The following is a 12248-nucleotide window of genomic DNA, read 5'->3' on the forward strand; positions in this document are numbered from 1 at the left end:
GTCGACTCGATGTCGTCGGTGGCAGGTCGACGGCCCGGACCTCGAACCTCCGGCCTGACCTGTCGTCGACGTAGACGGCACACGTTTATCGGCGCCGGGTCGCGTCAGGTGAGGATCAGAAGCTCGGTCGGCGAGGCGATTTCAGTACGCAACCCGGCCTTGGTCGCCACCCGCGCCACGCCTCGGACGTCGGTCGGTTCAGCCCTGGTGAGCACGAGGGCGCGGGCCAGCAGGCCCTTGTGGTGCTTGTTGAAATGACTCACCACCGTGCGCGATCCGTCCTGGTGCACGGTGAGTACGTTCGCGGTGACCGCGCCCGGAACACGGCCCAGCTGCTGGTAGGTGCCGGAGCGCAGGTCGATGACGAGTTCGCCCGCGGCCTCCGCGTGCAGCGCCTCGGCCAGCGCGTCGCGCCAGACGGCCGAGAGGGTCGGCAGTCCGGGCAGTTTGGAGCCGCCGGAGAGTCGGTAGGCGGGAATCGGGTCGCCCGCGCGGATGGCGCCGAACAGCGCGGAGCCGATGCCCAGCCGGGCGTGCGCCTTGGCCTGCTGAAGTTTTGTGAACGAGCGCGCGTCGAGCGCGTCGTACAGCACGCCGGTGTAGCGCTCGAGCGCAGGGCGGGTCGGCGACGTGCGCAGCGCGGCGTTGCGGGCGATCTCGACATCCGCCCCCTTGCCCAGTCCCAGCGCCGTGCGGGAGCTCTTCGGGTCTGCCGCAAGCCGAACCACCTCGTCGATCAGCCGCGCGCGCACCGTCGTGAGCTGAGGCATCGCCAGCGAGTCCAGCGTGAGCGGCGCACCGGTGCCGCCATCGGACTTCGTTTCGGAGGGAGGCAGCAGCACCAGCACGAACGAATACCATAATGGGTTGCGAACGGCGTCCGAGCGACGACTATCCTGTGCTTTCGTGATCACCCGCCTCTCCCGCCTCTTTCTGCGTACCCTGCGCGACGATCCCGCCGACGCGGAGGTGCCCAGCCATAAACTGTTGGTTCGTGCCGGCTATGTGCGCCGTGTCGCTCCGGGTGTCTACTCCTGGCTGCCGTTGGGTCTTCGTGTGCTGCGCAAGGTCGAGAACGTGGTGCGCGAGGAGATGGACGCGATCGGCGCCCAGGAGATCTCGTTGCCCGCGCTGCTGCCGCGTGACCCGTATGAGACCACCAACCGGTGGACCGAATACGGCGAGGGCCTGTTCCGGCTGCAAGACCGTAAGGGCGGGGACTACCTGCTCGGTCCGACCCATGAGGAGCTGTTCGCGCTCACGGTGAAGGGGGAGTACAGCTCCTACAAGGACCTTCCGGTCACGCTGTATCAGATCCAGACCAAGTACCGCGACGAGGAGCGTCCCCGCGCCGGCATCCTGCGCGGTCGCGAATTCGTCATGAAGGATTCCTACTCCTTCGACCTGGACGAGCAGGGGCTGGCGGCGAGCTATCAGGCGCACCGTACGGCATATCAGCGCATCTTCGACCGGCTGCGCGTCGACTACGTCATCGTCGCGGCCACTTCCGGCGCGATGGGTGGCAGCGCGTCGGAGGAGTTCCTCGCCGAGAGCCCGGTCGGCGAGGACACCTATGTGCGTTGCCTGGAATCCGGCTACGCGGCCAATGTGGAGGCGGTGGTCACACCCGCTCCCGAGCCGATGTCGATCGAGGGGCAGCCGGCGGCTGTCGTGCACGACACCCCGGACACACCGACCATCGCGACCCTCGTCGACTGGGCCAACGGCGCGGGTATCGCCGAGCAGTACGGCCGCCCGGTCACCGCGGCCGACACTCTGAAGAACGTCATCGTCAAGCTGCGCCGCCCGGACGGCAAGACCGAGATCCTGGGCATCGGCATCCCTGGCGATCGCGAGGTGGACGAGAAGCGGCTGGGCGCCTCCGTCGAGCCGGCCGAGGTGCACTTGCTCACCGAAGCCGACTTCGCCGACAATCCGTTCCTGGTGAAGGGATACATCGGTCCGAAGGCGCTGCAAGCCAACGGTGTTCGTTACCTGGTCGACCCCCGCGTCGTCGCGGGCACCAGGTGGATCACCGGCGCCGACCAGTCGGGAAAGCACGTCGTCGGCTTGGTCGCCGGTCGTGACTTCATCCCCGACGGCACCATCGAGGCCGCCGAGGTCCGCGACGGCGATCCTTCACCCGACGGGCGCGGCGCGCTGGTGTCCGCGCGCGGCATCGAGATCGGCCACATCTTCCAACTCGGCAAGAAGTACACCGACGCCTTCGATGTGGACGTGCTCGGTGAGAACGGCAAACCGGTGCGGTTGACCATGGGTTCCTACGGCGTCGGCGTGTCGCGAATGGTCGCGGTGATCGCCGAACAGCAGCATGACGACAAGGGGCTGCGCTGGCCCGCCGAGGTCGCGCCGTACGACGTGCACGTCGTGATCGCGAACAAGGACGAGGCAGCGCGCGCAGGCGCCGAAGAAGTCGTGGAAGGACTGCACGCCCGGGGTCTGGATGTGCTTTTCGACGACCGTACGGCCTCGCCCGGCGTCAAGTTCAAGGACGCCGAACTACTCGGCATGCCGCTGGTCCTCGTGATCGGTCGAGGCTGGGCCGAGGGCAAGGTCGAACTGCGCGATCGTTTCACCGGCGAGGCCGAAGCGCTCCCCGCCGCGTCCGCCGTGGATGCGGTGGTAGCCAGAGTTCACCGCTGACCCAGCTGACCATGGCACTCGACTCGGTCGGGGGCCATAGGGCAGGTCGCGTCGGGACACCGCTGCGCCAACTATCGGGAAGCGACGGCGGGTGCACAGCCTGCCGATCACGACCTACGCATCCGTAGGCCGGATTTGCTGGACGCAGAACAACGGACCTGGTCCAGGCTGCGGTTACCCGCTGGTAAGTTAACCGGCATGACGAGCATCGACACGTTGTTGTTCAACCCGGCCGACTACGACCCGCAGCAGTTCGACCTGGAGACACGGCGGCTGTTGCGCGCCACTATCGAGTGGTTCGAGGGGCGGGGCAAGCAGCAGTTGCTCGCCGACGACGCGAATGCGGTGTGGACGGCGGAGTTCCTCGACTTCGTCAAGAAGGAGAAGCTGTTCGCCACCTTCCTCACTCCGGCGGCCTACGCCGACGGCGACCCGAATCGGCGCTGGGATACCGCGCGCAATGCCGCGTTGTCGGAGATCTTGGGTTTCTATGGCCTCGCCTACTGGTATGCCGAGCAGGTGACCATCCTGGGTCTCGGCCCGATCTGGCAGAGCGACAACGAGGACGCCAAGAGGCGGGCGGCCGCGGATCTGGCCGAGGGCGAGGTGATGGCGTTCGGCCTGTCCGAGCAGACGCATGGCGCCGACATCTACAACACAGACCTGGTTCTCACGCCGACGACGCCCGGTAGCGCGGACGCCGAGTCCGGAATCCTGTTCCGCGCCAACGGCGCCAAGTACTACATCGGCAACGGCAATGTGGCCAGCATGGTGTCGGTGTTCTCCCGCCGCGCCGACCTCGAGGGGGCCGACGGCTACGTCTGGTTCGCTGCCGACTCCCGGCACGAGAACTATCACCTGCTCGGCAATGTCGTGCACCAGCAGATGTACGTGAGCACGTTCCGCTTGGAGGACTACCCGGTGCGTGCCGAGGACATCCTGCACACCGGTCCCGAAGCGTTCTCCGCCGCGCTCAATACCGTCAACGTGGGTAAGTTCAATCTCTGCCACGGCGGCATCGGTATGGTCGAGCACTCGTTCTACGAGGCGATCACGCACGCGGGAAACCGCATCCTCTACGGCAATCCGGTCACCGATTTCCCGCATGTGCGCACCAACTTCGTCGACGCCTATGCGCGCATCATCGCGATGAAGCTGTTCAGCGACCGGGCCGTCGACTACTTCCGCACCGCGAGCCTGGAGGACCGCCGCTACCTGCTGTTCAACCCGATGACGAAGTCCAAGGTCACCTCGGAGGGTGAGACCGTGATAACGCTGCTGCTGGATGTGCTGGCGGCCAAGGGTTTCGAGAAGAACACCTACTTCGCCGAGGTGCAGCGGCTGATCAACACGCTGCCACGGCTGGAGGGCACGGTGCACGTGAATGTCGGGCAGATCCTGAAGTTCATGCCGAACTACCTGTTCGATCCGAAGGATTACCCCGAGGTCGGGACACGCCGAGATGCCGCCGACGACGCGTTCTTCTGGCGGCAGGGCCCCGCCCGGGGCGCGAGCGCAGTGCAATTCGCGGACTGGACCGCGGTGTACGAGAAGCACTCCGACATCCCCAACGTCGGTCGCTTCTACGAGCAGGCGCAGGCGCTGCGCACGCTGCTGAGCAGCTCGGCGCCCGATGCCGGGCAGCGCAAGGATCTGGACTTCATGCTGACCGTCGGGCATTTGTTCGCTCTGGTGGTCTACGGTCAGCTGATTCTGGAGCAGGCCGCGATCACCGGCCTGGACCGCGATCTGATCGACCAGATCTTCGACTTCCAGATTCGAGATTTCAACGCCCACGCCACGGCGCTGTACGGCAAGCCCTCGGCCACTCCTGCCCAGCAGGGCTGGGCCGCCTCCGCGCTGCGTCCCCCGGTCGCGGATCGACCGCGCTTCGACCGCGTGTGGGCCGAGGTCGCGTCCTACAACGGTGCTTACGAGATGCGTCCGTAGGGCCGGATAGGGCCGGATAGGGCCGGAAGAGCGTCGAATCGGCCGGTCGGCGCAATCACCGGAGGTCGGCCGATCAGCGCCTGACATGGGCTGACTTTCAGGCACATGCATGCCAAGCGGCGGTGTGGCTTCGTCGGCCATCAATCGCCGTAGCCTTCGTCTATGTCACTCCGGGAAGGATGAACGGCGAGTTCGTCGAGTATCCAGGTGAGGGGTCCCCGGGGTGGCAGTGAAGTCGCTGCTCGATCGGTGGGGACCTGCCCTATACCCTGCCGGGAAAAGCGACCGTCGGTGGATTCGTACCCAGGATGGACTGCCAGGTGGCCAGACGCACCGCGCATTCGGTCAGCGCGTCGACACCCATGCGACGAATCGGTTCGGACTCACCGCGTTCCACCACCGCCCGCCAGGCGACGGCGGTGTCGGTCTCGACGGTCGCGGCCAGCCGGGCGGCCGAGACCGGATCGGTCACCGGGAAGGGCGCCGGGTACGCGGCGGCCGGTGGGGGCACGTTGGCGCCGCCCTTGGCGAGTTCGTCGAGGGTGGCGTCCCGGCGGGCGCGATGAGCCGCGACGTTCTCCGCGACCACGCCCGCGCGCTCAGGAGCGCCGTAAGCGGCGATCACGCCGTAGGCGTACACCGCGCCGTATTCGGCGCTCAGTGCGTCCAGCAGGGCACGACGTTCGGCATCGGTCATCCGAGCAGAACCACCGCTTGGGCGGCGCAGGCCGCGCTGATCGAGGCGAGCAGGCCCGCCCGGTATCCGGATTGGCTCCGGGCCAGGTCGGCGGCCGACTGACGGGATCCGACGAGCTGGGTGCGCAAGGCATCGATGTTCGACGGTGGCTTCGGCGGCACGGCGGCGCCGGAGGCGCCGGCGGACTGTGCTCGGGCGATCTCGCGGGTTTTGTGGCTGGGTTTGGTGCCGTCGCCGTAGACGCCGATCACCCGATCGATCTCGGCTCGCAGCGCGTCGGCGTGCGCGGCGCGTTCGGTGGCGATCGCGGTCAGCGCGGCATGCCGCTGCGGTGCGAGCGTGATCGCCGCCGACGCGGCCGCGGCATCGGCGCGCGCCAGTACCTCCTGCGCGGCGAGCGGATCCGGTTCGAACACGGCGTCGTCGGTGTCGCAGCCGACGGCGGCGCCTAACAGCAGGGCCCCGACCGTGCCGCCGCTCGCCAGTCGTAGCGCGCTGCGGCGATTCAGGGCGGACGGGTGGGACTCGCGCCGGTCGGAGGGGATGCCGGAACTGCACCCGGCACGCGGCGGGGCGGGAAGGCGGATGGGCACGGCATCATCGTGCCAGATTCGCGGCACGCCTTCGGACGAGGCGTCGGCCGTGGCGCGCACACTCCGTGCCCGCCGGTCCTTTACACTCCCGTGGCGCGTTACGCTAGACCTTCGGTAGAGAAATTTCCCTCCGCGTCACAACTGAACCAGGAGCCACCGCACATGCCCATGCCGACCCAGGAAAGGGTGAGCCAGCTCGTGGCTGGACTCGTCGAACGCCGAGGATTCGACCTCGAGGGTGTCGAGATCTCGACGGCGGGAAAGCACGTGGACGCCCAGGCGCGGGTGCAGGTGACCGTGGACAGCGACCAGGCCTCCGACCTGGATTCGATCGCCACGCTGAGTTCGGAACTGTCCGGCCTGCTCGACGACGCCGGGGAGTTCGGCGAGACGCCCTACCTGTTGGAAGTCACGACCCCGGGCATCGACCGGCCGTTGACCGCTCACCGGCACTGGCGCCGAGCGCGCGGCAGGAAGGTGCGGATCTCGTTGGCCGAGGGCGCGCCGTCACCGTCGGGATCGGCGACGTTCGAGGCCAGGGTCGGCGCGCTCGGGGGCGACACGGTCGCACTGGTGCTCGGTGGCAAACGCAATCCGCACCGCGTGACGGTCCCGCTCGCCGACATCGCCACCGCCGTCGTTCAGGTCGAGTTCTCCCCGCCCGGCGCGCGGGAGCTGGAACTCGCGGGTGGAGTCGTTCCGGGGCGTCCGATCCCGGGTCAGGAAGACGCGGTGGCGGTCGACGACACCGCTGAAGTCCGAGGAATACCGCATGCGCAATCCGAATCAGTGACAGCGTCCGATTCGCCGACCGAAGGGATCGTGGAATGAACATCGAAATCGAAGCCCTGCGCGCGATAGTCGCCGACAAGGGAATCTCGATCGAGACCGTGATCTCCGCGATCGAGTCGGCGTTGCTTACCGCGTACCGCCATACCGAGGGGCACCAGCCCAACGCCCGCATCGACATCAACCAGAAGACCGGCGTGGTCCGGGTGATGGCGCGCGAGCTGGACATCGACGGCAACGTGATCTCCGAATGGGACGACACCCCCGAGGGGTTCGGCCGGATCGCGGCAACCACCGCCCGCCAGGTGGTGCTGCAGCGGTTGCGGGACGCGGAGAACGAGAAGTCCTTCGGCGAGTTCTCCACACACGAGGGCGACATCGTCGGCGGCGTGGTGCAGCGCGACGCGCGGGCCAACGCCCGCGGCACGGTGGTGGTGCACATCGGCAGCGAACTGCACGGCGCCGAGGGACTGATCCCGGCCGCCGAGCAGGTGCCGGGGGAGACCTATGAGCACGGCGATCGGATCAAGTGCTATGTCGTCGGTGTCTCACGCGGAACGCGCGGACCGCAGATCACGTTGTCGCGTACCCACCCGAACCTGGTGCGGCGGCTGTTCGCGCTGGAGGTGCCGGAGATCGCCGACGGCTCGGTGGAGATCGTCGCGGTCGCGCGCGAAGCGGGGCACCGCTCCAAGATCGCCGTGCGCACGACCGTGCCGGGCGTCAACGCCAAGGGCGCGTGCATCGGGCCGATGGGACAGCGCGTGCGCAACGTGATGAGCGAACTGGCCGGCGAGAAGATCGACATCATCGATTACGCCGACGATCCGGCGACGTTCGTCGGCAACGCGCTCTCACCGTCGAAAGTGGTTTCTGTCACGATCGTCGACGCCGAGGCTCGCGCGGCCCGCGTCGTGGTCCCGGATTTCCAGCTCTCGCTGGCCATCGGTAAGGAGGGGCAGAATGCCCGCCTCGCCGCGCGGCTGACCGGCTGGCGCATCGATATCCGCAGTGACGCCGCGCCCGACCTGGGCGGATCGGTTCGAACGGAGGCGCACCGGAGTTGACGGAAACCCGCCAGCGCGATCCTCGGGACGACCTGTCGGCAGCTTCTGTGGGGGACGGGTTCGGCGTTCGGGACCGGGCAGCGGTAGAGTGGTCGCAGGTTCAGTCCGAGCCTTCGGTTCCTTCGCCCGACCGCACCATCGAGCAGCAGGTGACGCCCCAGCGTCCAGCCGCTCCGGTGCGGACTTGTATAGGGTGCCGAAAGCGCGAGCTGGCCGTCGATCTGTTGCGGATCGTGGCTCGACACCGTGTAGCCGGAGACGGCTCTCACACCGTCGAGGTCGTTCCCGATCCGCGGCGCAGACTTCCCGGACGGGGTGCCTGGCTGCACCCCTTTTCGGTCTGTCTGAGCACAGCAGAGCGACGCCGAGCTATCGGCAGAGCACTACGAGTGTCCGGACATCTGGATATCTCAGCCCTGGAGCGTTACCTCGAGAACAGGCACGAGCACTCATGAGCACACCGTGATGAAGTACCAACGATGAACGTCCATCGGAGATAACCCGAGGTCGTGCGGGCCCCCGTCCCCAGAACGGTGGCGCTGCTCGACCTCTCAGTGAGGAGAGCAGTGGCAGGCAAGGCCCGCGTGCACGAGTTGGCCAAAGAACTCGGTGTCACGAGCAAGGAACTACTCGCAACGCTCAAGGAGCAAGGCGAGTTCGTGAAGTCGGCGTCGTCGACGGTGGAGGCACCTGTCGCGCGGCGGCTGCGTGAGTCGTTCGCAGCGAAGTCCGCCCCGTCGAACGGCGCCAAATCCGGCGCACGCCCCGGTCCGTCGGTCCGTCCGTCCGCGAAGCCCGCGGGTGGTGGCCCCCGTCCCGGCCCGCGCCCGACCGCGGTGCCCGCTCCAGCGGCACCCGCTCCAGCGGCGCCCGCCGCCCAGGAGACTGTCCGTCCCGCCGCGCAGACCAGCGAGTCTCCGGCTGTACGGCCGGGTCCCGCCGTGCGTCCGGGACCACCCCCCAAGCCCGCCGCACGGGAATCCGTCGCTCCGGCGGCTGCGTCCGGTGCGACCAACTCGGCGCCGGCCCCGACCGGTCCGCGTCCGGTGCCGGGTGGGGGCCCGCGACCCGGTCAGCAGCAGCGTCCCGGTACCCCCACTCCGGGTGGCCAGCGTCCCGGCGGTGCGGCACATGGACCTCGTCCGGGACCCAAACCCCCGCGGGTCGGTAACAACCCCTATTCCTCGGCTCCCGAGCGTCCTGCGCCTCGTCCGGCGCCCGGTCCTGGTGGTCCGCGGCCCGGCCCGACCCCGGGTGGTCCGCGTCCAGGCCCGGCGCAGGGTGGTCCGCGTCCCGGCTCCGCGCAGGGCTCGCGCCCGGCCCCCGGTCAAGGTGGCCCCCGCCCTGGCGGTCCGCGTCCGAGCCCCGGTTCGATGCCGCCGCGTCCGAACCCCGGCGCGATGCCCTCGCGCACTGCGCGTCCGGGTGGCGCCGGTGGTCCCGGCGCCGGTCGACCAGGTCGTCCCGGTGGCGCCGGGGCCGGTCGTCCCGGCGGTGGCGGTGGCGGCGGTGGCGCCGGCGGCGGTTACCGCGGTGGCGGTGGCGGTGCGCCCGGTGCCGGTGCGGGTGCGCCCGGTGCCGGTGGCGGCGGCGCGGCGGGCGGTTTCCGTGGTCGCCCCGGTGGTGGTGGCGGTGGTCGTCCCGGTGGCCCCGGCGGTCGCGGTGGTGCGGCCGGCGCGTTCGGCCGTCCCGGTGGCGCGCCCCGTCGTGGCCGTAAGTCGAAGCGGCAGAAGCGGCAGGAATACGACTCGATGCAGGCGCCCGCCGTCGGCGGCGTGCGGCTGCCGCGCGGCAACGGCGAGATCATCCGACTCGCCCGCGGCGCGTCGCTGTCGGACTTCGCGGAGAAGATCGACGCGAACCCGGCCGCGCTGGTCCAGGCCCTGTTCAACCTGGGCGAAATGGTCACCGCGACCCAGTCGGTGAACGACGAGACGCTCGAGCTGCTCGGCGGCGAGATGAACTACGTCGTGCACGTGGTCAGCCCGGAAGACGAGGACCGCGAGCTGCTGGAGTCGTTCGACCTCACCTACGGCGAGGACGAGGGCGGCGAGGAGGACCTCGAACAGCGTCCGCCGGTGGTGACCGTCATGGGTCACGTCGACCACGGTAAGACGCGACTGTTGGACACCATCCGCAAGGCCAACGTCCGCGAGGGCGAGGCCGGTGGTATCACCCAGCACATCGGCGCCTACCAGGTACTCACGCACCTCGGCGAGGAAGACCGACTGATCACCTTCATCGATACCCCGGGTCACGAGGCGTTCACCGCCATGCGTGCCCGCGGCGCGAAGGCCACCGACATCGCGATCCTGGTGGTCGCGGCGGACGACGGCGTCATGCCGCAGACGGTGGAGGCGATCAACCATGCGCAGGCGGCCGACGTGCCGATCGTGGTGGCGGTCAACAAGATCGACAAGGAAGGCGCCAACCCGCAGAAGATCCGGCAGCAGCTCACCGAGTACGGTCTGGTCTCCGAGGAGTACGGCGGCGAGACCATGTTCGTCGATATCTCGGCCAAACAGGGCACCAATATCGAGGCACTGCTCGAGGCGGTCCTGCTCACCGCGGATGCCGCCCTCGACCTGCGGGCGAACCCGGACATGGATGCGCAGGGTGTGGCCATCGAGGCACACCTCGACCGCGGCCGCGGCCCGGTTGCCACGGTGCTGGTGCAGCGCGGTACGTTGCGCGTCGGCGACTCGATCGTGGCGGGTGATGCCTATGGTCGCGTGCGCCGCATGGTCGACGAGCACGGCGAGGATGTCGACGCGGCGCTGCCGTCGCGACCGGTCCAGGTCGTGGGCTTCACGTCGGTGCCGGGCGCCGGTGATAACCTCTTGGTGGTCGATGAGGACCGGATCGCACGGCAGATCGCTGACCGGCGCAATGCGCGCAAACGCAACGCGCTGGCCGCACGCAGCCGCAAGCGGATCAGTCTGGAAGATCTGGATGCCGCGCTGAAGGAAACCAGCGAGCTGAACCTGATCCTCAAGGGCGACAACTCCGGTACCGTCGAGGCTCTCGAAGAGGCGCTGCTCGGTATCCAGGTCGACGAAGAGGTACGGCTGCGGGTCATCGACCGCGGTGTCGGTGGCGTCACCGAGACCAACGTCAACCTGGCTTCGGCATCGAACGCGATCATCATCGGGTTCAATGTGCGTGCCGAGGGCAAGGCGACCGAGCTGGCCAACCGCGAGGGCGTCGACATCCGGTACTACTCGGTGATCTACCAGGCGATCGACGAGATCGAGAAGGCCCTCAAGGGCATGTTGAAGCCGATCTACGAAGAGGTCGAGCTGGGTCGCGCCGAGATCAGGGCCATCTTCCGCTCGTCGAAGGTCGGCAATATCGCCGGTTGCATGGTTACCTCGGGTTCGGTCAAGCGCAATGCCAAGGCGCGCCTGCTCCGCGACAACGTGGTGATTGCCGAGACGATGTCGATCTCCTCGCTGAAGCGGGAGAAGGACGATGCTGTCGAGGTCCGCGAAGGCTACGAATGCGGTATGACGGTCACCTATTCCGATATCAAGGAAGGCGACATCATCGAGGCCTACGAGCTGCGCGAGAAGCCGCGCGACTGACCGAATGAGACGAGTCCGGACGCCACGCGGGTGGCGTCCGGTCTATGAATCACAAAGAGGTAAGTGGGTGTACCTGGGTGCCCTGGAGTTCGATCTCCTGCTGGGCGATGTGCATTCGCTGAAACAGAAGCGCTCGGTGATTCGGCCGATCCTGGCCGAATTGCAGCGCTTCGGTGTCAGCGCAGCCGAAGGCGGAGAACACGATCTGCACCGTCGCTCGGTGCTGGGCGTGGCCATGGTCAGCGCGGGAATGAACCATCTGACCGAGGTGCTGGACAAATGTGAACGACATGTCGCGGCCCGTCCGGAGTTACAGTTGCTGGCGGTGCGCCGCAGGATCTTCGGACCAGAAGACTGACCGCGGCAGGAGTGACGGGCACGCAGGCGGCAGTGGACGAGACCGTCGAGGCCGCTCCCCGCCATCGAACAGAGTTAGTGAGGAGGAAACGGCCATGGTGGATCAAGCCAGGGCACGTCGACTCGCCAAGCGGATTTCCTCGATCGTGGCCACCGCGATCGAATACGAGGTGAAGGATCCGCGGCTGCGTTTCGTGACCGTCACCGACGCCAAAGTCACCGGCGATCTCCGGGATGCGACGGTGTATTACACCGTGATGGGCGAAACCATCGACGCCGAACCGGATTACGTCGGCGCGGCGGCCGGGCTGGAGAAGGCCAAGGGTGTGTTGCGCTCCAAGGTGGGCGCGGGAACCGGGGTGAAGTTCACCCCGACGCTGGCGTTCGTGCTGGATACCGTGCCCGACGCGGCACGACAGATGGAGGAACTGCTCGACAAGGCGCGTGCCGCGGACGACGCGGTCGCCAAAGTCGCGGCCAATGCCAGGCACGCGGGTGACGCCGACCCCTACAAGGTCGAACGCGACGCCGATGAGTGACATGCGGT

At 68.0% G+C, this 12248-nt stretch carries 11 protein-coding genes; 8 read left to right on the top strand and 3 right to left on the bottom strand.

What is annotated here, in order from left to right; genetic code table 11:
• Positions 1-104: 104 nt before the first annotated feature.
• The gene (gene yaaA / locus AB0B25_RS19680) at positions 105-848 is read right to left on the bottom strand and encodes a peroxide stress protein YaaA (protein ID WP_357181256.1); all 744 of its coding nucleotides are present in this window, start codon (positions 846-848) and stop codon (positions 105-107) included.
• A 58-nt stretch (positions 849-906) separates the two neighbouring features.
• On the opposite strand from yaaA, the gene AB0B25_RS19685 reads away from it, so the two are divergent.
• Both AB0B25_RS19685 and AB0B25_RS19690 read left to right on the top strand, forming a co-directional pair.
• Complete coding sequence (locus AB0B25_RS19685; protein WP_357181257.1) at positions 907-2664, top strand: proline--tRNA ligase; 1758 nt, start codon at positions 907-909, stop codon at positions 2662-2664.
• Between the two features lie 198 nt (positions 2665-2862).
• Entirely contained in the window at positions 2863-4614 is a 1752-nt protein-coding gene (locus AB0B25_RS19690) for an acyl-CoA dehydrogenase family protein (protein WP_357181260.1), read from the top strand.
• 262 nt (positions 4615-4876) lie between these two features.
• Here the strand turns inward: AB0B25_RS19690 and AB0B25_RS19695 are convergent, their stop codons facing one another.
• The gene (locus AB0B25_RS19695) at positions 4877-5311 is read right to left on the bottom strand and encodes a ferritin-like domain-containing protein (RefSeq protein WP_357181263.1); all 435 of its coding nucleotides are present in this window, start codon (positions 5309-5311) and stop codon (positions 4877-4879) included.
• Entirely contained in the window at positions 5308-5904 is a 597-nt protein-coding gene (locus tag AB0B25_RS19700) for a hypothetical protein (RefSeq protein WP_357181265.1), read from the bottom strand. The genes AB0B25_RS19695 and AB0B25_RS19700 overlap by 4 nt, the downstream gene beginning before the upstream one ends.
• Before the next feature lie 162 nt (positions 5905-6066).
• Between AB0B25_RS19700 and rimP the strand changes: the two genes are divergently transcribed.
• From rimP to rbfA, 6 genes are all read left to right on the top strand, one after another.
• Positions 6067-6735 (top strand): ribosome maturation factor RimP, encoded by a 669-nt coding sequence (rimP, locus tag AB0B25_RS19705; protein WP_357181268.1) that lies wholly within the window; start codon positions 6067-6069, stop codon positions 6733-6735.
• Positions 6732-7760, top strand: a complete 1029-nt coding sequence (gene nusA / locus AB0B25_RS19710) for a transcription termination factor NusA (RefSeq protein WP_357181269.1) — start codon at positions 6732-6734, stop codon at positions 7758-7760. Before rimP ends, nusA begins: the two co-directional genes overlap by 4 nt.
• A 137-nt stretch (positions 7761-7897) precedes the next feature.
• On the top strand, positions 7898-8215 hold the full coding sequence (locus AB0B25_RS19715; RefSeq protein ID WP_357181501.1) for a YlxR family protein: 318 nt from the start codon (positions 7898-7900) through the stop codon (positions 8213-8215).
• A 111-nt stretch (positions 8216-8326) separates the two neighbouring features.
• Entirely contained in the window at positions 8327-11344 is a 3018-nt protein-coding gene (infB, locus tag AB0B25_RS19720) for a translation initiation factor IF-2 (RefSeq protein ID WP_357181272.1), read from the top strand.
• A 67-nt stretch (positions 11345-11411) separates the two neighbouring features.
• Positions 11412-11702, top strand: a complete 291-nt coding sequence (locus tag AB0B25_RS19725) for a DUF503 domain-containing protein (RefSeq protein ID WP_357181275.1) — start codon at positions 11412-11414, stop codon at positions 11700-11702.
• A gap of 94 nt (positions 11703-11796) precedes the next feature.
• Positions 11797-12240: a 30S ribosome-binding factor RbfA gene (gene rbfA / locus AB0B25_RS19730; protein ID WP_357181277.1), complete on the top strand. Its 444-nt coding sequence runs from the start codon at positions 11797-11799 to the stop codon at positions 12238-12240.
• Positions 12241-12248 lie beyond the last annotated feature (8 nt).

Source organism: Nocardia sp. NPDC049190, assembly GCF_040648115.1.
In the GTDB taxonomy this organism is placed as follows: domain Bacteria; phylum Actinomycetota; class Actinomycetes; order Mycobacteriales; family Mycobacteriaceae; genus Nocardia.